23 protein-coding genes are annotated in these 25,197 nt (G+C 45.9%); 13 read left to right on the top strand and 10 right to left on the bottom strand.

Annotated features, from left to right (window positions below; all coding sequences use genetic code 11):
- The first annotated feature begins 39 nt into the window (after nt 1-39).
- The 8 genes from JK635_RS13495 to JK635_RS13460 all read left to right on the top strand — a co-directional run bounded on the left by JK635_RS13495 (nt 40) and on the right by JK635_RS13460 (nt 10,104).
- A complete protein-coding gene (locus JK635_RS13495; protein ID WP_202654490.1) occupies nt 40-1,803 on the top strand; it encodes an ABC transporter ATP-binding protein in 1,764 nt (587 codons plus the stop codon).
- Nucleotides 1,772-3,631 carry an ABC transporter ATP-binding protein gene (locus JK635_RS13490; protein ID WP_202654489.1) on the top strand — a complete coding sequence of 620 codons (1,860 nt, stop codon included), beginning with the start codon at nt 1,772-1,774 and terminating at the stop codon, nt 3,629-3,631. The genes JK635_RS13495 and JK635_RS13490 overlap by 32 nt, the downstream gene beginning before the upstream one ends.
- A 288-nt stretch (nt 3,632-3,919) precedes the next feature.
- Nucleotides 3,920-5,131: an MFS transporter gene (locus tag JK635_RS13485; RefSeq protein WP_202654648.1), complete on the top strand. Its 1,212-nt coding sequence runs from the start codon at nt 3,920-3,922 to the stop codon at nt 5,129-5,131.
- 305 nt (nt 5,132-5,436) lie between these two features.
- On the top strand, nt 5,437-6,624 hold the full coding sequence (locus JK635_RS13480) for an ABC transporter substrate-binding protein (RefSeq protein WP_202654488.1): 1,188 nt from the start codon (nt 5,437-5,439) through the stop codon (nt 6,622-6,624).
- Between the two features lie 146 nt (nt 6,625-6,770).
- Nucleotides 6,771-7,652 carry a branched-chain amino acid ABC transporter permease gene (locus JK635_RS13475; protein WP_202654487.1) on the top strand — a complete coding sequence of 294 codons (882 nt, stop codon included), beginning with the start codon at nt 6,771-6,773 and terminating at the stop codon, nt 7,650-7,652.
- A 15-nt stretch (nt 7,653-7,667) separates the two neighbouring features.
- Nucleotides 7,668-8,642 carry a branched-chain amino acid ABC transporter permease gene (locus JK635_RS13470; RefSeq protein ID WP_202654486.1) on the top strand — a complete coding sequence of 325 codons (975 nt, stop codon included), beginning with the start codon at nt 7,668-7,670 and terminating at the stop codon, nt 8,640-8,642.
- Nucleotides 8,617-9,396, top strand: coding sequence for an ABC transporter ATP-binding protein (locus JK635_RS13465; RefSeq protein ID WP_202654485.1), 780 nt, complete (start codon nt 8,617-8,619; stop codon nt 9,394-9,396). Before JK635_RS13470 ends, JK635_RS13465 begins: the two co-directional genes overlap by 26 nt.
- The gene (locus tag JK635_RS13460) at nt 9,397-10,104 is read left to right on the top strand and encodes an ABC transporter ATP-binding protein (protein ID WP_202654484.1); all 708 of its coding nucleotides are present in this window, start codon (nt 9,397-9,399) and stop codon (nt 10,102-10,104) included. It abuts the gene before it with no gap.
- 177 nt (nt 10,105-10,281) lie between these two features.
- Here the strand turns inward: JK635_RS13460 and JK635_RS13455 are convergent, their stop codons facing one another.
- Nucleotides 10,282-12,090: a TIGR04190 family B12-binding domain/radical SAM domain protein gene (locus JK635_RS13455; protein ID WP_202654483.1), complete on the bottom strand. Its 1,809-nt coding sequence runs from the start codon at nt 12,088-12,090 to the stop codon at nt 10,282-10,284.
- A gap of 292 nt (nt 12,091-12,382) precedes the next feature.
- Here JK635_RS13455 and ybaK point away from each other — a divergent pair, with 292 nt between their 5' ends.
- Both ybaK and JK635_RS13445 read left to right on the top strand, forming a co-directional pair.
- Nucleotides 12,383-12,859, top strand: a complete 477-nt coding sequence (ybaK, locus tag JK635_RS13450; protein ID WP_202654482.1) for a Cys-tRNA(Pro) deacylase — start codon at nt 12,383-12,385, stop codon at nt 12,857-12,859.
- 107 nt (nt 12,860-12,966) lie between these two features.
- Nucleotides 12,967-14,061, top strand: coding sequence for a PRK06851 family protein (locus JK635_RS13445; protein ID WP_202654481.1), 1,095 nt, complete (start codon nt 12,967-12,969; stop codon nt 14,059-14,061).
- A 36-nt stretch (nt 14,062-14,097) separates the two neighbouring features.
- On the opposite strand, the gene JK635_RS13440 is transcribed toward JK635_RS13445, so the two are convergent.
- Both JK635_RS13440 and JK635_RS13435 read right to left on the bottom strand, forming a co-directional pair.
- Complete coding sequence (locus JK635_RS13440) at nt 14,098-14,304, bottom strand: hypothetical protein (protein WP_202654480.1); 207 nt, start codon at nt 14,302-14,304, stop codon at nt 14,098-14,100.
- Between the two features lie 217 nt (nt 14,305-14,521).
- Nucleotides 14,522-14,677: a hypothetical protein gene (locus JK635_RS13435; RefSeq protein ID WP_202654479.1), complete on the bottom strand. Its 156-nt coding sequence runs from the start codon at nt 14,675-14,677 to the stop codon at nt 14,522-14,524.
- Between the two features lie 135 nt (nt 14,678-14,812).
- On the opposite strand from JK635_RS13435, the gene JK635_RS13430 reads away from it, so the two are divergent.
- The 3 genes from JK635_RS13430 to JK635_RS13420 all read left to right on the top strand — a co-directional run bounded on the left by JK635_RS13430 (nt 14,813) and on the right by JK635_RS13420 (nt 17,830).
- Nucleotides 14,813-15,481: a DNA alkylation repair protein gene (locus JK635_RS13430; RefSeq protein WP_202654478.1), complete on the top strand. Its 669-nt coding sequence runs from the start codon at nt 14,813-14,815 to the stop codon at nt 15,479-15,481.
- A 71-nt stretch (nt 15,482-15,552) separates the two neighbouring features.
- Nucleotides 15,553-16,410 carry a Cof-type HAD-IIB family hydrolase gene (locus tag JK635_RS13425; RefSeq protein ID WP_202654477.1) on the top strand — a complete coding sequence of 286 codons (858 nt, stop codon included), beginning with the start codon at nt 15,553-15,555 and terminating at the stop codon, nt 16,408-16,410.
- A 346-nt stretch (nt 16,411-16,756) separates the two neighbouring features.
- On the top strand, nt 16,757-17,830 hold the full coding sequence (locus tag JK635_RS13420) for a PQQ-dependent sugar dehydrogenase (RefSeq protein WP_235888095.1): 1,074 nt from the start codon (nt 16,757-16,759) through the stop codon (nt 17,828-17,830).
- A gap of 364 nt (nt 17,831-18,194) precedes the next feature.
- Here the strand turns inward: JK635_RS13420 and JK635_RS13415 are convergent, their stop codons facing one another.
- From JK635_RS13415 to JK635_RS13385, 7 genes are all read right to left on the bottom strand, one after another.
- Complete coding sequence (locus JK635_RS13415) at nt 18,195-19,094, bottom strand: FixH family protein (RefSeq protein WP_202654475.1); 900 nt, start codon at nt 19,092-19,094, stop codon at nt 18,195-18,197.
- The gene (locus JK635_RS13410) at nt 19,091-19,768 is read right to left on the bottom strand and encodes an ABC transporter ATP-binding protein (protein WP_202654474.1); all 678 of its coding nucleotides are present in this window, start codon (nt 19,766-19,768) and stop codon (nt 19,091-19,093) included. Before JK635_RS13410 ends, JK635_RS13415 begins: the two co-directional genes overlap by 4 nt.
- Nucleotides 19,768-20,565, bottom strand: coding sequence for an ABC transporter permease (locus JK635_RS13405; RefSeq protein WP_202654473.1), 798 nt, complete (start codon nt 20,563-20,565; stop codon nt 19,768-19,770). The genes JK635_RS13410 and JK635_RS13405 overlap by 1 nt, the downstream gene beginning before the upstream one ends.
- Nucleotides 20,522-21,871 (bottom strand): nitrous oxide reductase family maturation protein NosD, encoded by a 1,350-nt coding sequence (gene nosD, locus JK635_RS13400; protein WP_202654472.1) that lies wholly within the window; start codon nt 21,869-21,871, stop codon nt 20,522-20,524. The genes JK635_RS13405 and nosD overlap by 44 nt, the downstream gene beginning before the upstream one ends.
- Nucleotides 21,868-22,443 carry a hypothetical protein gene (locus tag JK635_RS13395; protein ID WP_202654471.1) on the bottom strand — a complete coding sequence of 192 codons (576 nt, stop codon included), beginning with the start codon at nt 22,441-22,443 and terminating at the stop codon, nt 21,868-21,870. Before JK635_RS13395 ends, nosD begins: the two co-directional genes overlap by 4 nt.
- A 320-nt stretch (nt 22,444-22,763) precedes the next feature.
- On the bottom strand, nt 22,764-24,629 hold the full coding sequence (gene nosZ, locus JK635_RS13390; protein WP_202654470.1) for a Sec-dependent nitrous-oxide reductase: 1,866 nt from the start codon (nt 24,627-24,629) through the stop codon (nt 22,764-22,766).
- A 20-nt stretch (nt 24,630-24,649) separates the two neighbouring features.
- Nucleotides 24,650-25,099: a c-type cytochrome gene (locus JK635_RS13385; RefSeq protein WP_202654469.1), complete on the bottom strand. Its 450-nt coding sequence runs from the start codon at nt 25,097-25,099 to the stop codon at nt 24,650-24,652.
- Nucleotides 25,100-25,197: the final 98 nt, after the last annotated feature.

Genomic DNA, 25,197 nt, shown 5'->3' with positions numbered 1-25,197 from the left:
TCATGAAATGTTGAAAGACTTTTTGAGGAGAGAAACTCTATGAGTTATTTAGGAAAATACATCAAAAAATATTGGCTGTCTTTCAGCATTGCCGTGTTTTTTCTTACGTTAGAGGCGATTTGTGATTTACTGCAGCCGACGATTATTGCCAAGGTAATCGACGAGGGCGTGGCCCATAATGACATCCACTACGTATTGAAAATGGGTGGGGTGATGCTGCTCGTTACCGCATTTGGAGCGGTCGCCGCGTCAACGCGGAGTATCCTAGCCAGCATCGTTTCACAAAATTTTGGCGCCGAATTAAGATCCGATTTGTATAAAAAAATTCAATCCCTGGCATTTAAAAATCTCGATCAATTTGACCGCGCGTCGCTCATCACTAGGCTGACCAATGATGTCACCCAGGTGCAGATTTTTGTCAACGGATTAATGCGCATCTTTGTCAAGGCACCGCTGCTTGCACTTGGCGGGCTGGTGATGGCTACCCGGCTGAATCTGCAACTCTCGGTTGTCCTGGCGGTCGTTGTGCCGCTTGTCGCCATTCTGATCATCATCAACCTTAGGTTGGGCTTCCCGTTATTTTCCAAAGTGCAACAGGCGTTGGACGGAGTGAACCTGGTGATGCGCGAATATTTATCAGGAGTCCGCGTCGTTAAGGCGTTTAATCGTTTCGAGGTGGAAATCAACAAGTTTACTAGGGTAAACGATGAGTTTAAAAGTCGCTCGATTGCCGCCAGCCGACTGATGTCGATTTTCAGCCCGGCGATCATGCTGACCGTCAATCTCGGGATTGTTGTCGTCATTTGGATCGGCGGCTTGGGCGTTGATAATGGCAGCATCCAGGTCGGCCATATTGTGGCGTTTATCAATTATATGACACAAATTTTAACATCATTGATGATGATCACAATGGTGTTTAATATGTTTGTCCGCGCGAAGGCGTCGGCGGGAAGAATCGGCGACGTTTTTTCCGAAGAAAGCAAACAGACATGGAGCAAGAACACGCTAGCACAGAGCGGTACGCAAACAGGCCGGATTGATTTTGAACACGTCAGTTTCTCTTATGAGACAGAAGGAGCTGAGCCGGTGCTAAAAGATATCAGCCTGACGATCCTCCCGGGGGAAACGGTGGGCATCATCGGCTCAACCGGGTCCGGCAAAAGTACCCTAGTCGGGCTAATTCCCCGCTTCTATGATGCCACATCCGGTACAGTAAAGGTGGGCGGGGTAGATGTTGCGACCGTAAGCCCGAGAGCACTTCGGAAAAAAATTGCCTTCGTACCGCAAAAGAATACTTTATTTACCGGCAGTGTTGCTGAAAATATTCGCTGGGGGAAAGAAAATGCGACACAGGAAGAAATCGTCGAAGCGGCCAGGATTGCCGGGGCGCATAAGTTTATCAGCGCCACGCCGGAAGGTTATGGGACCGCGATCGGCCAAGGCGGGGTTAATTTTTCCGGCGGCCAAAAGCAGCGGCTGGCAATTGCCAGGGCATTGGTGAAAAAACCGGAAATTCTGATCCTCGATGACAGCACAAGTGCCGTTGATGTCAACACTGAGGCCAAAATCAAACAGGCCTTAAAACAATATGCCAAGGGGCTGACCTGTATCATCATTGCCCAGCGGATCACCTCCATGCTGGATGCTGATAAAATCGTCGTTCTCGACCATGGTGAAATCGCCGGGGTGGGAACGCATCAGGAATTATTGAAAAATTGTCGCGTTTATCAAGAAATTTACCGCTCGCAAATTGGCAAGGAGGTGTCCGTAGATGGCGAAAACAACCACACAGCAGCAGAATAATCCGGTCACGCCTCCACCATTAAGACCGGGCGGGGCCCATCATCGCCGTGGCCCGGTTGTCAAGCCGAAAAACTTCAGCGGCACCCTGAAACGGCTTTGGGATTATATCGGCAAGGAGAGAAAGATGCTCACGCTGATTTTCAGCTTTATTCTGATTGACGCGGTGCTGATGTTGCTCAACCCATTCCTGATTGGGAAGGCGATTGATGCAATGACGTTGAAACATGGAAAAGTTGATTTCGCGCTTTTGGAAGTAATGATCCTGGTACTGGCAATCGCCTATATCGCTGATGCTGTGCTTACGCTGATGCAAGGCTGGCTGATGGCGGGCGTAGCTGGAAGGATTGTGAAAAATTTGCGCGATGCCATTTTTCACAAGCTGCAAAAGCTCCCGGTCGCTTTTTTCGATTCCCGCACACATGGGGAGCTGATGAGCCGGCTGTCCAATGACGTTGACAATGTCAGCAACACCATCTCGCAGTCGACGACGCAATTAATGTCGGGGCTCGTTGTTCTGACCGGTTCCTTCCTGATGATGCTTTACTTAAGCCCGTTGTTAACCTTGGCCAGCATGATCACGATTCCGCTTGTCTATTTGCTGACGCGGACGATTGCCAAGCGCACCAGCGTCTTGTTTAAACAGCAGCAGGTCGAGCTTGGCCAGTTAAACGGACAGATCGAGGAGACGATTTCCGGGATCGAGGTCGTGAAAGCCTTTAACCATGAGGATAAAGTAGTCGAAGAGTTTGACAGCGTCAATGCCAGACTCCGTGAGGTCGGCCTTAAGGCGCAGATTTGGTCGGGGTTTCTGATGCCGATTATGAACGTCATTAACAATCTGGGCCTGGCAATTGTCGCAATGGTCGGTGGTGTCCTTGCTGTCAAAGGTCAGATCACGATTGGTGCGATCGCCAGCTTCATTACTTATTCAAGGCAATTCGTCCGCCCGCTTAATGACATTGCCAACATCTTTAACATCCTTCAGTCGGGTGTTGCCGGTGCCGAGCGGGTATTTGAAATGATGGATGAAGAGGAGGAATCCGTCGACCTGGCGAACGCGGTGCCGCTTCAGCATCCGCAGGGTCATGTCGTCTTTGATAACGTCAGCTTCGGCTATCGCTCCGATGTGCCGATTTTGAAAAATGTCAGCTTTGAAGCTGAGGTTGGCACCAGCATTGCGCTTGTCGGGCCGACCGGTGCGGGAAAAACAACGGTCGTCAATCTGTTGACGAGGTTTTATGATGTCACCAGCGGCAGGATCTTGTTAGATGGCCGCGATATCCGCGAATATACGAGAGATTCGCTGCGGCGCTGCTTTGGTTTTGTGCTCCAGGATACGTACTTATTTTCCGGGACGGTAAAGGAAAATATTAAATACGGTAAGCCGGATGCGACCGATGAAGAGGTGGAAAAAGCGGCCCGGATGGCGGGTGCCGCCGGGTTTATTAAACGCCTGCCGCAGCAATATGAGACAGTGCTTGCGGAAAACGGCGGCAACTTGAGCCAAGGCGAGCGGCAGCTGTTAGCAATCGCCCGGGTGATGCTGGCGAAACCGGCACTGTTGATTTTGGATGAGGCGACCAGCAGCATTGACACCCGGACTGAGCTTCATATTCAGAAAGCATTGTTAGCGCTGATGGAGAATCGCACGAGCTTCATTATTGCCCACCGCCTTAACACGATTCGTGACGCTGATATGATCATGGTCATTGATCACGGCGAAATCATTGAAAAAGGCAGCCATGAGGAATTAATGAAAAAACAAGGCCGCTATTATCAAATGTTTTTCAACCAATTTAAAAATGTCGAAAGCGCGCTAAATGAGTGAGGGACGGATCATCCCTCGCTTTTTTTGACTTGGAAAAATGAGCTGCAAATTTTTCTTTATTTTCCGTGCTGGATCTCTGCAATTTTTTAAATTATATCTGCAAAACTGTGCAAGAATATCGGCGATTTTTCAAAAGCTAGTTACAAAAGGCTCAAGTAGGAAATAAATTGGTGACAAGTGTAAAGACAGCTGTTAAAATACATGTATTGTTTCAACATACTATTTAAAAAACATGGAGGGATGAAAATGAGCAATACAAGGGGGATTTCAGGCGCACGGCCGCTTGGAATGAAGGTAAATAACAGCGACGGTATTTCCAGCCGTAAGCTGCTTGGTATTGCCGGGACGGCCTGGATGTTTGATGCCATGGATGTCGGGATGCTAAGCTTTATTATTGCGGCGCTGCAGGCAGAATGGCAGTTAACCCCGGGACAGATGGGCTGGATTGGCAGCGTCAACTCCATTGGCATGGCTGTCGGCGCGCTTGTCTTTGGTTTAATGGCCGACAAAGTTGGCCGCAAAACTGTGTTTATGATTACTTTGTTACTTTTTTCACTTGCGAGCGGCGCCTCTGCGTTTACGAGCAGTTTGGCCATCTTTTTAGTGCTCCGGTTTATTATTGGCGCCGGCTTGGGCGGCGAGCTTCCGGTGGCCTCAACGCTTGTCTCGGAAAGTGTTCCGGTGGAGAAACGCGGCAGCACGGTTGTCCTGTTGGAAAGCTTTTGGGCCGTAGGCTGGCTGGTTGCAGCGGTTATTTCCTATTTTGTGATTCCGGCTTACGGCTGGCAGACTGCCTTGATTATTAGTGCCTTGCCTGCACTTTATGTCATTTACCTGCGGCTCGGACTGCCGGATTCACCAAAATTCGCTGCCGCCCAAGCCAAAAAGACGGTTTCTGTGTTTGAAAATCTCGCAAAAATATGGTCGAAACAGCATGTAAGGCAGACGGCAATGCTATGGATTGTCTGGTTCTGTGTCGTGTTTTCTTACTATGGCATGTTCCTCTGGCTTCCAAGTGTGATGGTGATGAAAGGCTTCAGTTTAATTAAAAGCTTTGAGTACGTGCTGATCATGACATTGGCACAGCTGCCAGGCTATTTTACCGCGGCTTGGTTTATTGAAAAATTTGGCCGTAAGTTTGTCCTGATTGTTTATCTCATTGGGACGGCGGTGAGTGCCTACTTTTTTGGGACGGCCGATTCAACAGCGTTGTTAATGACATCAGGAATCCTGTTATCATTTTTCAACCTTGGTGCCTGGGGCGGGCTGTATGCCTATACCCCTGAGCAATATCCAACGCTGATTCGAGGAACTGGCGCCGGCATGGCAGCGGCCGTCGGACGAATTGGCGGAGTGCTGGGTCCATTATTGGTCGGCTATCTCGTTGCCCAAAAGATTTCTGTGGCCATGATTTTCACTATTTTCTGTGTTTCCATCTTGATCGGAGCACTAGCCGTGTTTATTTTGGGAAAAGAAACGAAGCAGCAGGACCTCATCTAATGTTATTTTGAAGGGATTCCTTTTTATGGGAGTCTCTTTTTTCCTATTTATTCAAAAAAAATCATATTTAGACAAAATATTTTTATCCTATTTATAAAAATATATTGTTTTTAGTTTTTAACTGAGTAAAGCGATAGAATCAATAATAATCCAGACTGTTGGCATTTTTTAAATTATTTCAAAAAAACAAATATTAATACTAGACGAACGTAAAATTATTATGTACAATGTTTTCAGAATATTATCTTTTTTGCCAAGACTTCGATTACTAACTTGGGAAAATATTAAAAAATGGGGGTAAAACAATGAGAAAGAAAAAGGTAGCCGGCATTTTTGCATCATTGATGCTAGCGGCAGGGGTAATGGCAGGTTGTAACTCTAGTACAAGCGGTGGAGGAGATAGCAAAGAAGCGGACAAGGGCGGCGAGATTAAAATCGGTGCGAACCTTGAGTTATCCGGCGGGGTTGCTTCTTACGGCCAGTCGATTAAAGAGGGGATCGAATTAGCGTTTGAAGAAATCAACAAAGAAGGTGTCAACGGCAAAAAACTGAAGCTTGTTCCGTATGACAACAAGTCTGATGCACCGGAGGCGATTACCGGGGCAACGAAGTTAACCAGCCAGGATAAAGTTGCAGCGATCATCGGGGCAGCTACAAGCGGAAATACAAAAGCACAGATTGAAATTGCCCAAAGCAATAAAGTACCGCTGTTAACACCGACCGGAACGGCAGAGGATGTAACATTTAAAAACGGCAAGCTGAATGATTTCGTCTTTCGTACCTGCTTCATCGATCCATTCCAAGGGACGGTAGCAGCAAACTTTGCGCTTAATGAGTTAAAGGTTAAGACAGCTGCTATTTTCATCGACAGCTCCAGCGACTATTCGAAAGGCTTAGCGGCATCCTTTAAAGAATTATTCACAAAGGATGGCGGAAAAATTGTCAAGGAAGAAGCTTATGTTGCTAAGGATACTGACTTCCATGCACAGTTAACCAATATTAAAGGGGCAAAACCTGAATTCGTCTTTATTCCAGGTTATTACGAAGAAGTTGGTCTAATCGTGAAACAAGCTCGTGAGTTAGGCATTACCGCACCAATGATGGGGGCTGACGGCTGGGATTCTCCGAAGCTGATTAAACTTGCTGGAAAAGCAGCATTAAACAATACATTTATTACCAACCACTATTCTTCTGGCGATTCTGATCCAAAGGTACAAGAGTTTGTGAAAGCCTTTAAGGCAAAATACAGCGACAAGTCTCCTGATGCCTTTAATGCTTTAGGTTATGACTCCGCTTACTTTATTGCCGATGCCATTAAGCGTGCCGGCAGCGCCGATCCGGAGAAAATTCAAAAGGCACTTGCTGAAACGGACGGCCTTGACCTGGTAACCGGAAAAATGAAACTTGACGATAAGCACAACCCAATCAAATCTGCTGTTATTCTGGAATATGTAAACGGCGAACAAAAATTCAAAACAAAAGTTAATCCATAAAAGAAAAGCGGAAGTTACCGTTTAGCGACGTACGGCCAAGGTAGGACGCTAGTCGCTAGGGACTGGAGCTAGACAAATTTATAATTTTTAAATGAATAGGGAGCATGTCGATGTTCCCTATTCCCTTTAGAAAGGGAGTTGCTTTCATGGAACAACTTATACAGCAGCTGGTAAACGGCATTTCCTTAGGAAGTATTTATGCACTAATTGCTCTCGGTTATACAATGGTATACGGAATCGTCAAGCTCATCAACTTCGCCCATGGGGATGTCTTCATGGTCGGCGCATTTATCGGTTTTTATTCGATTACAGTTATGGATTTAGGTATTTTTCCAGCATTGCTTGTTTCAATGGCGGCCTGTGCCCTGTTCGGTGTCCTGATTGAGCGGATTGCTTATAAACCGCTGCGAAACGCGACCAGGATTGCCGCTTTAATTACGGCGATTGGGGTTTCGCTGTTTATTGAATATGGCACGATTTATATCCGCGGAGCACAGCCGGAAGCTTATCCAGACGGGATAGTTCCGCTCAAGAGTATTGATCTTTTTGGCGTCAGTATCAGCGGCCAGTCGTTGTTAATTCTGGGCGTTGCGATTGTGTTAATGATTTTACTGCAATATATTGTCCATAAAACAAAAATCGGCAAGGCGATGCGGGCTGTTTCCCATGATCAGGATGCCGCAAGATTGATGGGCATTAATGTCGATAATACCATTTCCGCAACGTTTGCGATTGGCTCGGCGCTTGCCGGGGCAGCCGGCGTTGTGTTTGGGATTTACTATACAAAAATCGAACCGTTGATGGGGATCATCCCGGGGTTAAAGGCTTTTGTTGCCGCCGTTTTAGGCGGAATCGGAATTATCCCGGGGGCGATGGTCGGCGGTTTATTGTTGGGTGTGATTGAAGCGCTCGTCAGCGCCGCAGGTTTCTCGCTATGGCGTGATGGAGTGGCGTTTGTCGTATTAATTGTGATTTTAATTTTCCGTCCTGCCGGATTATTTGGAAAAAATGTCAGGGAAAAGGTCTAGGGGGTGGCTTAAGCGATGAAATCAATGAAACATGTAAAAGGTTTTTGGCTCTCAATCGTTTTAGCCATTATTTTTTCCGTTGTGATTCAATTCCTTATTACCGGGGGAACGTTAAATTCATTTTATGTTAACACGCTGTTTTCAATTGGGATTAATATTATTCTAGCAGTCAGCTTGCATTTAATCATCGGCATTACCGGGCAGTTTTCGATTGGACATGCCGGCTTCCTTGCCGTCGGTGCCTATGCGTCGGCGATTATCACGATGAAATTGGCGTTGCCGTTTCCATTAGCCTTGCTTGTCGGCGGGATTGCAGCGGCGTTTGCCGGGCTGGTGATCGGGATTCCGACGTTACGTTTGCGCGGTGACTATTTGGCGATTGCCACGCTCGGTTTCGGCGAGATTATGAAAATTGTTTTCTTAAATATTGATTATGTCGGCGGCGCCAGTGGAATGACGGTGTCTCACCTGACAACATGGCCGTGGTTAATGGCGTGTGTCCTGATTACCATTGTCGTGATTATAAACTTTACCAATTCTACCCATGGAAGGGCCTGCCTCTCGATTCGTGAGAATGAAATTGCCGCCGATGCGATGGGGATTAATACGACGTATTATAAAGTAATGGCGTTTGTCATCGGTGCGTTTTTTGCCGGCGTTGCCGGTGCGCTGCATGCTCATAATTTTTATATTATTCAGCCAGCCAACTTCGGCTTTTTAAAGTCCTTTGATATTTTGATTTTGGTCGTTCTCGGCGGCTTGGGCAGCATGTCCGGTTCGGTTATCGCGGCAATTTTGTTAACAATTATTTCCACATTCCTATCCAATTATCCTGAGGTTCGGATGCTCATTTACAGCCTTGTGCTGATTGTGATGATGCTGTTCCGTCCACAAGGATTAATGGGTACGAAAGAATTTACCGACCTCTTAAAAATCGGCAAAGGCGCTAAAGGAGGTTCTCAAGATGTCAACAAACAAACCATTGCTTAAAGTAGACAATGCTGGGATTCGATTTGGCGGACTGAAGGCCGTTTCTGAAGTCAACCTTGAGCTCCTTAAAGGCGAATTGGTCGGTTTGATTGGGCCAAACGGTGCCGGGAAGACGACTTTTTTCAACCTGTTAACGGGCGTCTATGTGCCGACGGAAGGCAGCATTTTGCTTGACGGGGAAAAATTAAACGGTATGGCTCCCCATAAAATTACCAAAAAAGGGATCAGCCGGACGTTCCAAAACATTCGATTGTTCAATGACTTGTCTGTGCTTGACAATGTCAAGATTGCTTATCACACGCAGGCGAAGCATTCCATTGTCAGCTCGATTCTCCGCCTCCCATCCCATTTTGCCGGTGAGCGCGAAATGGAGGAAAAGGCCATCGACTTTTTAAAAATTTTTAATTTGGATGATGTGCTGTATGAGCAGGCGAAGAACCTGCCCTACGGACAGCAGCGCCGCCTGGAAATTGCCCGGGCGCTGGCGGCAGGGCCGAAGCTGTTGCTTCTCGATGAACCTGCGGCCGGGATGAACCCGCAGGAAACAGAGGAACTGATGAATTTAATCGCCTTGATCCGCGAGAAGTTTGATTTAACGATTTTATTGATTGAGCACGATATGAACCTAGTCATGGGGGTTTGTGAGCGAATCTATGTCCTCGACCACGGCCAGTTGATTGCGCAAGGCACGCCGGTAGAAATCCGAAACAATCCAAAAGTCATCGAAGCCTATCTCGGCGAGGAGGTCTCTTAAATGCTGAAAGTGAATGATATCAATGTTTATTATGGCAATATCCATGCATTGAAAGGAGTAACTCTCGAGATCCATCCCGGTGAAATTGTGACCTTGATTGGTGCGAACGGTGCCGGAAAAAGTACCCTGTTAAAGACGATCTCCGGTTTATTAAAGCCGAAGAGCGGGGAGATTTTGCTTGAGGACGAGCATGTCGCCGGGAAAGTGCCACAGTTAATTGTCAAGCGCGGGATTTCCCACGTCCCTGAAGGCCGCCGTGTGTTTGCCAATATGTCGGTCGAGGAAAACCTGGAGTTAGGCGCTTATTTGCGTAAAGATAAAAACGGCATTCGCGAGGATTTTGAAAAGGTGTATCAGTTGTTCCCGCGCCTCCAGGAACGCCGCAAACAGCTATCAGGGACATTGTCAGGCGGTGAGCAGCAAATGCTGGCAATGGGCCGGGCGTTGATGGCACGGCCACGGCTGCTGCTATTGGACGAACCGTCAATGGGTCTGGCACCGCTCTTGGTTAAAACGATTTTTCGCATCATTGAAGAAATCAATCAAACGGGTACCACGATTCTTTTGGTTGAGCAAAACGCCAATATGGCCTTATCGATTGCCAACCGTGCGTATGTCATTGAGACTGGAAAAATTGTTGCTGCCGGAACCGCGGCAGAGCTGGGTGAGAGTGATCAAATCAGGAAAGCTTATTTGGGCGGACATTGAAAAAGGTATCGGGATTCTCTCCGATACCTTTTTTTTAGCCGAAAAGGAAAGCATTAACTTTCCTATTGGGTATAAGCACACAATGGAAAGCTTCGTGAGCAAAGACACCGCAGCCCAAAACCTTTGGGCGAACTGCGCCTCTGCCTTAAAGGCTCGCCAATCGGCGAGTTTTCTTTTTTACAGTTTGGCCTTCCGCTGTTCTGGTTTCAGCTTAAATTGATGGCGCTGCTCCTGGTGCAGCTGGGATTGAATTTTATTGGCATATTCTTGTAAAAGTTGCTCCAAGCCAACCATTGTCAGTGAAAAGATGTTGGCGTAATTCTTCTGTACTTCCCATTTCAGTTCATTTTTACCGCAAATGCTGTAGTTGTTGAGCTGTTCGATTTCCTTGCGTAGCTCTGCCAGTGCTCCTGCCTGGTCGGCCTCGGGGAGCACGAGAATGTGGTCGATTTTTTCAATGTATTCCTGTGATTTGGCGATTTTCCATTGAATTTCTTCGTAGCTGGCTTGGTCAATCAGCTGATAGTTTCGTTTAAATTCGTTCAGCTTTGCCGCCGCTTCATACGTCGCATTGACGATATCATCACGGGTCATTTCATTTGTTTCATAGCTTAGCATATGCTTCCATGACGGCTGGGTAATCGCCTTGCGGTGGTCCTCCAAGCTGTGGCACAGCTTTTTGTAGCCGTACATTTCCGGATGCTCAAACGCCGGGCTCGCCGGGTCCAAAAACGGCGCGAGCGGAGCGATAAAGTAATAGATTCGCCGGTCCTCGTGGCAGGCAAGGTGAATTTTTTCACAGAAATCAATATTGGCGATTGCACTTTCGTACGTCTGCCGCGGGATTCCGACCATGAAGAACAGATCAATTTTTTTACAGTTATGCTTTAAAGCGAAATTTAAGGTTTCGATCACTTTGGCGTTTGTACAGCTGAATTTCCCGTTATAGCGGCGAATGTTTTCATCATGTGTTTCCAGGGTGATTTCAATGCTGTATTTTGGCACGCTGTCTTCGATCAGCTTGAAATAGTCCTCATCCGCGTACTGGAATAATTCAAACACAATTTCATTTTTCAAATGAAGCTGTTTGACCCGGCTGAAAAACTCTTCGACATACTTGCGGCCCCCCTGCCGTAAGTCATGAAGAATGAAAATTGGTGCCCGGCTAAACCGGGAAATAAACTGAATGTCACTGGCGAGTTTCTCCGGTGACCGCAAGGCCAGTGATTGCCGCTGGCAGTTTTGCTGATAGGCCTCTCGCGAACCGCCGCAGATCAGGCAGTTCTGGGTACAGCCGCGCGCGGTTAACAGCGCGGTGTTGGGATAGTGCAGCCAGCCATTGTATGGCAGCGGATCAAGGATGTTGCGGTATTTAAACACCGAGCGGATCGTGTAGCGGTAGCCAGGAATATCGATATCATCCAGGTCCTTAGGTACATAGGTCAACGGATTATAGCCGATTTGACCGCCCTTCTTCCAGGTTAAATTGGGAATATCGGCATAATAGGTGTTGCCCATTTCTAATTTATTCATCAACAACAGCATCAGCTTTTCCGTTGAATCGCCGCGCATGACAAAGTCGATAAACGGATACTCGATTAAGTCTTTATGGTAGTAAGTGGCGGATAAGCCGCCAAAAATAATCGGTGTCTCAGGATGCAGTTGTTTCACGATTTTTGCCAGCTCGATGCTGCCGTGCGCATGCGGCAGCCAGTGGAGGTCAATCCCGAATGCCCGGGTCTTGATGTTTTTTAATTTTTTTTCGACATTGAAATCCCGGCTCATCAGCATCCGGTTGGCGATATTAATAATTTTTACCCGCAGTCCGTACCGCTCCAAATAATCTGCGATGCTTGTTAGTCCGATCGGATACATTTCAAATACTGGCGATGACGGCACGACATCGCTGATCGGACCAGCCAGTACAGAACTTTTCCGAAAGTCGTAGACACTTGGCGCATGCAGCAGTACTAAATCATAGCTCATTTGCAACAACACTCCTATATATTATGAATAATCCACTTGTGACGCCTTTCACAAATAGGAATCAACTATTTACAGGTTAATAACTGTAACTTCGTTGGGAAAAATGGTCCTTGATTCCAATTAATATAAGTTTACTATAATCATTGTTTGATAAAGTGACAAATGGGTGACAAAATAGCGGTGAATTTGTGGAAATTTGCCGGGGATTCGGCTGGTTCTTGCATGACTAGAAGGGGCCGGCAAAATACTGCTATAATAAAAAGTAATTTTTTGAACAAAAGGATGAGGCAAAATGGCACATGCAAAAACTAACGCAATGCGGCTGCTCGATACACACAAAATCAGCTATGAGGTCCTGATATATGATCATAAGGATGAAAAAATTGATGGGATTTCTGTGGCTGCAAAAATTGGCAAGGATCCAAAAGAGGTCTATAAAACGCTCGTCGCCCAAGGGGCAAGCAGGAATATTTATGTGTTTGTCATTCCGGTGGCGGAGGAATTGGATTTGAAAAAGGCTGCCAAAGCAGCTGGTGAGAAAAACATGGAAATGGTGCCGGTCAAGGATATTCAAAAATGGACCGGCTATATCCGCGGCGGCTGTTCACCGATCGGGATGAAGAAACAGTACCGCACCTTTATCGATGAAAGCTGCCTGCCGCTCGACTCGATCGTTGTCAGCGCCGGAAAAATCGGCATGCAGGTGGTGCTGGGGCCCGGTCAACTGAAGGAAATCACCGGAGCGGAAATTGTTAATTTGACGAAATGAAAAATTTTCTGGGCTTCACCTATAAGAAACTCCTGCATAAGATAGGGTGAAAAATCATTGAGGTTCTCATCTATGCAGATATTTGTTAACAAAGGGAGTGTCGACGAATGCCAGGAAAAATCAAAAATTATTTTGCAGGCGGTAATACAGCCAGAGGCTTCCACAATTTGTATGATTCCAATCTTCAAGGGTTGAATCGGATCTTTATTTTAAAAGGCGGGCCGGGAACGGGAAAGTCCTCGCTGATGAAAAACATCGCTAAAGAGTGGCTGGAAAAGGGCTATGATATTGAATTATTACATTGCTCCTCCGATAATAACTCGATTGATGGGGTGCTGATTCCTGCACTAAAGGTCGGTATTGTTGACGGCACTGCACCGCATGTGATTGAGCCGAAAGCACCGGGGGCCGTGGAAGAGTACATTAATTTAGGCGAAGCCTGGGATGCCAAGGCACTTGCTGCCCGGAAAAAGGCAATTGAAAAGCTGAGCAAGCAAATCGGCGAGTCGTTTGAACAGGCTTATGCGACCTTTAAACAGGCGTTAGAAGTGCATGATGATTGGGAAAAAATCTATATTAACAGTATGGACTTTCAAAAAGCGGATCAGTTGACGAACAAATTAATCGAGTCGTTTTTTGGAAAAATGAAGCTGAATAAACCATCCGATGTCCGTCACCGCTTTTTAGGGGCAGCGACTCCAATGGGAGCAGTGGATTTTGTCCCGAACTTAACCGAAGACATCCCCAAGCGTTACTTTATAAAGGGACGTCCCGGTTCAGGGAAATCCACCCTGCTGAAAAAGCTGGCAGCTGCAGCCGAGGAGCGCGGCATCGATGTGGAAATTTATCATTGCGGCTTTGATCCGAACAGCTTGGATATGCTGATTTTCCGGGAATTAGGCATTGCCATTTTTGACAGCACCGCCCCCCATGAATATTTTCCGAGCCGCGATGGCGATGAAATTATCGATATGTACGAAATTTTGATCGAGCCGGGAACCGACGATATTTTTGCCGACATTATCAGCAAAATCTCCGCGCAATATAAAAGGAAAATGGCCGAGGCCACCTCATACCTCGCCAAAGCCAAAGAACTTCATGACGAACTCGAAGCCATCTATGTTGCCGCCATGGACTTTTCGGTTGTCGAACAAATCCAGCGAAAAATTGAAGCCGAGATAGAGGAAATCGCGAAAGACTAATTTAAAAACGCAACTGGATTTTCACCAGTTGCGTTTTTATTTCTTCTTATCACCTATATTGTTATTCAAATAATTGGGTCTGAACCGATCATCATCTCTTGCTGAATAAACAAAACTTACCCCAATTGCAGCAGTACCCAAAATGGAACCTACACTATAAGCAAAGATATGATACCCTAAAATAAAACTAATAATTGTTACACCTAATAAGAATAACAAAAGATAAAGAAAGATCTTGCCCATAAATCAACCTCCTCTTTTCCCTATAATACCATATACGGAAAAATTACCCGAAAGTTTCAGCGTTTTTATACGAATAAAGCATTTTTTTAATTTCTGTAAAAAAGGCAATTTAAACTAAAAGGGTAATAGGGAAAAATCGATTTCACCATTTTTAATATACTTATTAGTCCGGTGTCAGGCACCATGTGAAAAATTCACATAGTGCCTGACACCCTTTTTACTTATGCGGATTGGTTTTGCTTTGCTGGCTCTTGTTGCGTTTGTTGCCTTTGCTGTTGTCCCCGCTGACAAATTCAGCGGTAAATTCCTCTCCCATCTGTCCTGCCTGCGGTGAATTTTGATTGCGGCTGCCTTTGTTGAATTTCTTGGTCATCCTGATTGCTCCTTTCGATTAATTGCTATTGATAGTTTGGCGGCTATTGTCTGCTTTATTCTCCAATTAAAAAGGTTATTTTAGGAAAAAAGAGAATACTTTAATATGCTATTTTTTATAAAGGACTGATCGATCATGCCAATTAACATTGCCCCGTTAACAAGTCTTTTTAAGGCAAACCAAAACCCGGCCAATGCCGAACAAATGGAACGATATATGAAGAACCGCTTTCCCTTCTTTGGAATTAAGACGCCACAACGAAGAGAGATTGAAAAGCGATTTTTTCAAGAGACGGGAATAGTAAAAGAGCCGTTTCATCATGAATTAGTCCTGGAACTTTGGCAAATGCAACAACGGGAATATCAATATGCGGCTTTAACCTATATTGAAAAATCATTAAGTAAGCTGCAAAAAAGTGATGTAGCACTGATGGAAACTTTGATTACAACAAAATCTTGGTGGGATACGGTTGATGCCCTTGCTGCAAAGCCAGTTGGAAACATTGCGCAAAAGTTCCCGGAAGTTGTCGATGAGACGATTGATGGCTGGGCGACTCATGACAATATGTGGCTACGGCGGACGGCAATTCTTTTTCAATTAAAATATAAACAAGCGACAAATGAAGAGAGGTTGTATCAATACATCCGATTAAATGCCGCCAGCAAGGAATTTTTTATCCAAAAGGCGATTGGCTGGGCATTAAGGGAGTATTCCAAGACAAATCCGCTGTCTGTTAAGGGATTTATCGAGGGGAGTCGTTTAGCTCCGCTGAGTGTGAGGGAAGGCAGCAAGTATTTGTCTTGAGGCTCGATGCAGGAACAATTCGGAGAAAAATGGTAAAATACCGGTATTATTTATTTAAAGGGTGAAACAGAATGATAAAATGTATTGCTATCGATATGGATGGAACCTTGTTAAATTCGATGCAGGAAATACCCGAGGGAAATAAACAGGCGATTCTAAAAGCACAATCCCAAGGGGTTGAGGTGGTTGTGGCAACGGGCCGATCCTATCAGGAGGCCACCTATGTCCTGCATGCCGCTGGCTTGAGCTGCCCGGTGATTTGTGTGAATGGCGCTGAGGTCCGCTCTAAGGAAGGGGATGTGATTTCGGCCAACCCGATTCCGAAACAACTGGCCCGCGAGACAGCGGCGAAACTGTCGGAGAATGATATTTATTTCGAAGTTTATACCAATCATGGTGCCTACTCGACAGATGCCGATAAAGCTGTTTCTACTCTTGTTGATATTGTGATGAGCGCTAACCCCGAAGCGGATCGTGATGAAATTACTGTTGCGGCGGGGGCAAGGGTGCGCGACGGCTTGATCCACATGGTAGAGGACTATGAGCAGCTATTTGTCGATGACGAGAAGATGATTTATAAATTTCTCGCTTATTCCTTTGAGGACCCTGGCAGACTGAAGGCAGCCAGCACCGCCCTTGCAGTATATGATGAGTTAGAGGTCACTAAATCAGGTTATGAAAATATTGAAATTACCTATAAAAAGGCGCAGAAGGGGGTGGCCCTCGAGGCGTTTACGAAGGCGATGGACATTGCCTTAGCGGATACGATGGCCATCGGTGATAATTTTAATGATATTTCGATGCTGGAAAAGGCCGGCCGCGCGGTGGCAATGGGCAATGCCAGTGATGAAATTAAAGCGCTTTGCGATGTTGTTACCGACACCAATGAGAACAGCGGCGTGGGCAAGGCAATTCTTGAAGTGTTGTAGGTTGAGGGAGAAATCGAGCTCGGAATTTCAAAGAATGAAGGACAAACCGATTATAGTCTTTTTTAAGAAGAATAAAGGACAAAACGGTCTTGGAATTTGGGGGAAATGTCTTTCATCGGGTGGATGAAGGACAAAAGGAGCTTGGAAATTAGGGGAAATGTCTTTCATCGGGTGGATGAAGGACAAAAGGAGCTTGGAAATTAGGGGAAATGTCTTTCATCAGGTGGATGAAGGACAAAAGAATCATAAAATATAGGGGAAATGTCCTTCACCAGGCGGATGAAGTATTAAAGGAGCTTGGAAATTGTAGGGGATGTCCTTCATAAAGAAAAGGGGGTATCTGTTGTTGGGGCGGATCGGGTCTATTTTTCTAACGCTGGTTTTGCTATTGTCCGGTTGTTCTTTTTTCGAAAAAAAGCAGACACAGGAGCCTGATAGAGACGCGGTTGATGTCCAACAGGAAGTGGAAGTGTTGGCAGAAAATTTATCGGTTCCCTGGTCTATTGATCGAGTAAATCAAACTTTCTACATCAGTGAGCGGACGGGAAGTATTGTCAAAATTACTAACCGCAAAATCGAACGGCAGCGTGTACACTTGGAAAAACCATTGGCTGAAGCGGCAGAGGCCGGTTTGCTTGGCTTTGTATTAGACCCGCAGTTTTCCGAAAATCACAAGGCCTATGCGTACTATACTTATCGGGATGAAAAGAAGGGACAGTTTAATCGTGTCGTTGTCTTGAGGACGAATGGCAACGAGTGGACAGAAGCCGCCATCCTTCTTGACAGGATTCCAAGCGCCGCTTATCACCACGGCGGCAGGTTAAAAATAGGTCCGGACCGCAAACTATACATTACAACAGGAGATGCTACTGAACCGGATTTAGCCCAGAATGTAAAGTCGTTAAATGGAAAAGTTTTGCGAATGAATTTGGATGGTTCGATTCCCGCGGATAATCCATTTCCAGGGTCATCTGTTTTTAGCTACGGTCACCGTAATCCACAGGGCCTGGCTTGGCTTGGTTCGAGGTTGTATGCCAGTGAGCATGGGCAGTCGGCGCATGATGAAATTAATATGATCAAATCAGGTATGAATTACGGCTGGCCAGTCATTCAAGGGCAGGCTAAGAAAGCGGGGATGGTGACGCCGTTGTTTCAATCAGGTGAGAAAACCTGGGCGCCTTCCGGGATGGCTGCATCCAATGGTAAGCTTTACGTCGCAGCACTAAGGGGCAATGCGGTATTTAGGTTTGATTTAGCACGGATGCGGATGAAACCGGTGATAACGGGTTTAGGAAGAATCCGCGATATTTTTGTAGATGGTGAGTATCTGTATTTTATCAGCAACAATACTGATGGCCGCGGAAATCCTGATGAAACTGATGATAAATTATATCGGGTATTGTTGAAAAATGGTAATTAAGATTTTGGCGGAATGTCTATCAGACAAAACGATTCAGCAAATGTATCGAACTGTCCCATAGGGAAATCCTATGGGACAAAACTGTGTGGAAAAAGAGTAGAAGTGTCCCATAGCAAAGCTCTATGGGACACAAGCGGGTGAAAAAAGAGTCGAACTGTCCCATAGGAGGACCTATAGGACAAACCGATCGAAGAAACCAGTCAAACTGTCTTTAATAAAGCCTCTTAAGGACAAAATTCCCCGTAAAATCAACCATACTGTCCTTAAAAGGTTTAACAAAACTTCAAACCTGTTCCCAAGGCTACCGTCTTCAACTCCAGCGGTTATGTGATAAACGATAGGTAGCAGATAACTAGCAACAAACTTACAAAATCTCAATCTTTAGCGAATTCACCTCGGAAACGACGAGGTCTTCGTATTTTTGCTGTGCCAGGTAGAGGAGATCCTGCTCGCCGGCCTTAGGATTTTCCTGTTTAACTTGCGCCTTTACATCCTCTTGAACTTTCGAGGCGAGGACAATCAGCTTGTACTGCTGTTTTTCCATTGTCCAAAATTTCTTCTCACCGTAAGCCTTGATCAATTTCATTGCCGAACCATATTCGCGATATTGCCCGCGAGCTCGGGTAACCGCCTGGGTAACCTCGGCATCAGCAGCTTTATGGCCCTTCTCTTCAGCAAGCAGCGCCATCGCGTGCAAACGGATCATTTGCGTCAGCAGCTGATTCCGATCTTCAGCTAGTTTCGACTGTGAATCTAAATAGGTTAATTCCTCCTCTAACTGTTTGCCGCTATATTGCTTTTTCGCCGCCTCGCGGTTAATCGCAAGCTGAAGCTGGTTGATGAATTTATAAAAAGCAAGGTCGTCAGCGGTAATCCACTCGCCGTTAATTTTGGCAACTCCCTTTGGTTTTTCCACATTCAAATTCATAACCTTTTCGGTCTTTTTGCCGTCTTTCTCAAGGGTGAAGGCCGCCTCATATTTTCCGGTCATCGGCAGCTGCACCTTGCCGGAATAGATGCCCTTCTTCCCCTCGGTAAATGTTATTTGAGCAGTGCCGTGATCCATATTGGCCATTGATAATTCTGCCGTCACAGTTAAGCCCGTAACCGCCTTATCGCCTTCGGTTACCTTCACCTCAATGGGTGACGCCTTATCTTGTTGAAAATAAGGCTTATTTGTGATTTTAACCGTATAATCGGGGCTTGAACTGCAGCCGGCCAGCACCGCGGCGGCCAGCAGCACTACAAACAAAATCCGTTTCATTCCTGATAACCTCCCAAATGATGTGTTTCCAAAAATTCTTCAACCGTGTATTTTGTCATTTTTCCATCGTCTAAATAGGCAACATGGGTGCACACTTGGCGGATTTCATCGAGATGGTGCGAGGAGAGGAGGATTGTTTTACCATGCAACGACTTTAATACCTCTAAGATTTCCTTGCGCCCCAACGGATCGATGCCGCTCGTCGGCTCATCAAGAATCAAAATATCGGCATCCTGATAGAGCGTAATCGCCAGACCTAACCGCTGCAGCATTCCTTTTGAGTACTTCTTCACTTGGACATCGCGGTCATCCCAGAGGCGCACCGACTGCAGTATCTGTTCCATCCGCCCAAGATCCGCCGAACCCACAACCGCCTCGGCAAAAAATGTCATATTTTCAAGCCCGGTCAAGCTGGGGTAGAGCATGAATTTTTCCGGCAGATAGGCAATCGCTTTTTTCCACTTGACATTTTTCTTTATGACTTCAATGTCATTAATTGTAATTTTTCCTTGCTTCACCGGTAGAAGCCCCAACAGGCTGTTAATAAAAGTAGATTTGCCGGCGCCGTTTCTACCAACAAGGGCGCAAATTTCAGTTTTGCCGATTTCCACGGAGATAGCGTCGAGGACCCGTTTTTTTCCGTAGGATTGGCTCAATTGTTCGACTTTAATCATTATTCAACCCCCTCCTTGCGGTTGAAGGCAATCGCTATGCCTATGGAAGCGGCAAGCCAGACCACCAGATTCCCCAGTAAAAAGAACACCGGCTTCGTCCACATGAAGGCCTGCAGCAGCCGCGACATGTGACCGAAGGAATAAACTCCGATGCCGGTTTCGAGAAACATTCGCACGGCCGCAAGCGGATTTAAAAAGTAACATATGGAAAATAGTTTCACAGATTCATAGCTAACCTTCGGCAGGAACGACAACAGGATGAAATCATGCAAAAAGAAAAAGTAAAACCAGACAAAAATCGCGCTTCCGATAATCTGCATCCGTGAGCGGGAAAAACTGCCGATTGCCGTGCCCATCTGCATAAATACCAGTGCCATCGACATGATCGAAAGCAGAAAAATCACATACGACTTAAGATCAAGCTGGAATTGAAACTTCAACAGTAACAGGTAGATGAAAAACCACACGAGCAAAGGCACTAACACTACCGCATAGAGCGCGAGGCTTTTCCGCAGCAGGAAGCTGGCAAAGCTGTCTTTTTTCGTCAGCAGCATGATCAGCGTCTTTTGCTCTTTTTCTTGAAAAATCGAAAAGGCACCGATGAACAGGCAAAGGATCGGAATAAAATAAATGATGGCATCAAACAAATTGATCAGTAGAATGTAAAAGCCTTTGTCAAATGAAAGGGCCGTGGAACGAAACAGGATGCTGACTGAAATCAGCCCAATGATGCTCAAAGAAAGCCAAAGCCCCTTACCCCTTATGTTTTCCTTCCATTCCTTCCAAATGTAATGCATATTTTCGTCTCCCCTTTATGAAGATCAACACCGCCGCCGCAAGTCCGATGACGATCCAGACGACCACATGATGGCTGTTATTTTTCGAAACGAGCGGGTGCGAATCTCGAAACATGACTTCATTTTCGTTCAGAGTGGCGTTGATTTTTTCATAGATTTTAATCGCCGGGCTTTTTAAAAATAACGTCGTTAATTCCTGATCCTCCATTAGTTGGTGGAGGCTGGAATAGTAAGTTATCGGAAAATCCCCGATGCCGTCCTGATTTAAGTCGGTGAGCGGAAACGATCTGCCCCAGTCGTTGCCGAAGCCTTTCTTGCTCCAGACATTGCGCTCGCCTTTGCCGCCAATCGTGACAGCGGGAATGGTGTTTTCGGAAATTCGGTTTAAGGTAAATATTTCATCATTGGAACTAGCCCACAGCTCAATTCCAATTTGATTTTGGACAATGCGGTTATTTTTGAAAAAATTCCTCGTGGCTTGGTCAATGTACAAGCCGCGCTGGTTCATATAAAACGTATTATCTTCGATTCTGTTATCATTGGCCTGCAGCAAGAGGAGGCCGAATGATTGATTGCCATAGTTGATGATAAATTGATTGTCTTTTAGAGTCAGATGATTCGAGTTCATGACGGCGGCGCCGCCTTCGTTCATGGTAAACGTATTGCCTTTAAACATATTGCCGTCGGAGTACATATAATGCAGCCCGTAGCGGGTATTGCTGATATGATTGTCATAGCTTTGGTTGTGGTTGGCATAGTCGAAGAACATCCCGTCACGGGTGCCTTCAATCGTGTTATGAGAGAGGAGATTGTCCTCGGCATACCAAATATGAAGCCCGTTGCCTTGGGCGGCGATTTCTCCCTTGCCAAGTCCCTTTATGTTGCAGTAACGAACGGTGTTGTGGAAGGCTTTGCTTAAATAAATGCCGTGGAAGGAATCGCGGACCCGGATATGCTCGATCACATTGTGGTTCGTGTAGACCTTGACCGCGGCATATTCTTCGGCAGAGTTGCGATTCATGCTGCTGCCTTCCACCGTGAAATGGCTTAAGGTTACCTGCGGTGCCTTCACACTGATGACGTTGCCGGTGCTGTCGCCCTTAATCACGGTATGTTTTTGGCCGACGAGTGTCAGCGGTTTGTTAATGACGATATTGCCTTGATATGTTTTGTTCTCAAGCTTCAAAACCGCTCCTGCTTTCATGGAGTCGATTTTCGCTTGCAAATTCTCGGCTGCCATATTTTTTTCCGGTTTTATCAAAAACAGGAGAGAAAAAACAACAAGTAGGAGCGATATTTTTTTCATCTTTTTCGATCCTTCCATAGCGGAATCAGTAATAAAATGAATGCGATAATCACGATGTAGACACCTGTGCCTAACAAGCTGTGGGTTGTAAAGTTGGCCACTTTATTGGCTCCGATAATCGGCGGGACGAATGGGTCCATGTGGATGGGCGCATGCGGGTCCAAATTGGTGCCGTATTTTTTTAACGCTGCATAAAGGTCTAACACTCCAGCTAAACCGCCAATGACGAATAGCGAGATTAACCCGTAAAGTATGGATTTTTTGCGCAGCACCGCGGTAATCAGGGTCAGGACCGCCAAGCCGCCAACAATGTAGATTAAGTAGGATAATTCCGGGAAATTTTTCTCGCTGAAATTGGACATCCCAATATAATGGTTGAGCCCGTTAATGATGTCAATTTCGCCTGCTAGTTTATTCGGATAGACGATGATATTTAGGCCTTCTGGGTATTGTGGCGCATAGAAGAGCATTCTCCACCAAGGGAAAAACATCGAAATCACAATGAGAATAGCGGAAAGTCCAATTAATAAAGCTGAACCAAGTGATAATTTCCCTTTCTTTTGATCATTCAAGATAACCACTCCTATTATGGTGTAATCTTTGTAATGGGGAGGGTACCAATTGTTCAATTGATCCCCCCGCCAAAAAAGACTGCCAGGCTTAAGACGGCTAGGGTGGCCGATTAAGCTGGGCTAATTACAAAGTGCACAAAGCATTGGCATCGCGGCACAAACATGTTGCTTTTGAGCCAACCCTGTCTCTGTCCTCGCCTTGTGGGTTTGCCAGTCGGCGAGTTCTCTTTATAATATCAGAATTTATATCGTTCAAAATTGAGAATTGTCCAGCTCCACAAGGAACGCTACGGCAGCATAAACAAGGCGCTTCCGCTTTTCTATTTCGGTTTGACAAGGAAGTAGCCGTTCATTTCCTGGTGCAGGGCAGAGCAGAAGTTTGTGCAATAGAGCGGGAAGGTACCGGCTTTATCGGCGGTAAATTCCATTGTATTGGTTTGTCCCGGCTGGACTTCCATGTTCAAGTCATAGTCATTGATCGCGAAACCGTGGGTAATGTCCTCATCGAAGTCGATGTTCGTTAAATGGATGAAGACATGGTCGCCTTGGTTCACCTCAATCACGTCAGGACGTTTTGCTTTGGAATCAAATACAAATCTTGAACGCATCGCAATCCCGTAGACATGGACTTCGTTGCCTTTGCGGACAATTTTAGTATCTTTTTGGGTGTAGACGGCATCCTTGTTTTTCGAATCCTTTGGATAGACGTTAATCGTCTTGATTTTGTCCGCCTTGATCATTTGGGCATAGTGCGGCTCCGGATCAACCGGTACCGATTGAACGATCTTCATTTTCTTGCCGCTGAGATCGATTAATTGCATTGATTCTGGGTGAGAAGGTCCAACTGATAGGTAGGAATCCTTCGCGAGTTTATTCAGCGCGATAATCCATTTTCCGTCGGGCGATACCGTGTCTCCTTCAGCGGAAACTGCGTGTCCTGGTGAATATTGAACTGGTACGCGGTCTAATGTTTTACCGGTATTTGGATCCCACTTGACAATTTCTGATGAAATGAACATCGTGGTGTAAGCCATGCCTTTATCATCAAATTGTGTATGTAGCGGTCCAAGGGCATTTTCCGGGTTGACTTCGCGTTCCATGACCGATTTATAGTTTAAAATCGGAATACCATTGCGTTTGCCAGCAAAATCTTTATTTTTAATCGCCTTGAAGGCTTTTTCAAACGAGAATACCGTCATCGCCGGGGCCAGCTTGCCGGAAGCGATGAATCGTTTGCCGTCTGGTGTTACGTCTACACCATGCGGGGATTTGGCAACAGGGACTAAATAAATGCCGCCTTTTTGTTTTTCCGGGAAAATCATTTTTTGCCCGCCAACATTTTCATATTTGCCTTCCTTAACCATTTGGGCAAGCTCTTTCCAGTTGAACAGGACGATGTAGTCACGGTCAGCCTGGGATGCTTTTACTTCCATTGTTGTAGTTGCTTCTTCAGTATTGTAAGTGGTCATTACGGCCCAATCTTTGGATATTTTCTTACCGGCATCGGAAAGGTCATAAGACCATGGCGGCAGCGCCACTTGATAGGCGATGTGAAGCTTTTCCTTTTTGTCATCAAAAGTTACCGCTGACATCACGCCGCGGTATTTCTGGCTGTAGTTGTCAAGCGATTCGTATTTTTGCCCAAGCGGAACAGCGAATCTTGTTGGTAAAAACAAGTACTCGGTATTTTCCGTTACAAACGCGGCACAGTGCGGGCCGGCTGTGTTAGGCACTTTGATAATGTCTTTGGTGGTGAATGTTTTTAGGTCAACAACGGCGGCGCGGGCATTGCCAACATCAGTGGCAAACATCCATTTGCCGTCATAATCGCCATTTGTTTCCGATAGGGCCGGGTGGTGCAGGTCGCCCCATGTATAACCGCCCATCAGCTTTTTCGAATGTTCGTCAAAGCCATAACCAGTAGCGGAGTCCGGCGAGAAGACCGGGATCGTTCTGATTTTGCGCATCGAGGGCACACCGTAAATAAACATTTGTCCGGAGTGGCCGCCAGATGCAAACAGATAATAGTCATCTTTTTTGCCAAATGGCACATAAACCTTTTGAGCATCGGTCTTGTTGCTGGCGGAAGCGGTTTCGGATTTTGGAAATGAGAAGTCGGCAAAGGTAATCGTTGCCGCGATAAAACCAGCCAGCAGGCCCGATGCGATCGGAATCCATTTTTTCATTCAGTACACCTCTCTTTGTATTATTTTTCAGATGCTTTTTTCAGTAATTCCAATACTTGCTTGCGTTCTTGGTCGGTTAATGGATTTTTGCCGATAACTCCTGACATCACCTCTGTAGTTGGTTTTTTCAGGAATTCTTCAATCGGCTTGCCGTGTTTCCCTTCCACATTGACATAAGCCTTGGATAGGTCGGGACCTACTTGCCCGCCTTGTAGATTAAGGGATTCCACGCTGTGACAGCCTAGGCAGCCCTTTTTATTTAGGATGTTGTCCTCGTCAGCGGCAACGGTTTTGGCGGCTGGTTCCGTCGAGGTGCTGCTTTTTTCAGTTGTGGCTGCTTTGTCTTTTGGACCGGTTTGTGCTGTCTGTGCTTCATGACTGGAGTTCCCAATCAGGACATCAAAGACGAGGTAGCCAAGCCCAAAGCCAATGACTAAACTAATCACAAAACTAATAATTGATTTTTTCACCTTTTCCCCTCCTTTTCTAGGTATGAACATTTTCATCCTAGACTTCGCTATTCCGGTGAAGTGTGATGGGAATCACACTAGTTCTGGTATTTATGAAA

The sequence above is a fragment of the Neobacillus paridis genome (genome assembly GCF_016765675.1).
Lineage (GTDB): Bacteria > Bacillota > Bacilli > Bacillales > Cytobacillaceae > Neobacillus > Neobacillus paridis.
This window is presented reverse-complemented; position numbering and strand designations above follow the sequence as displayed.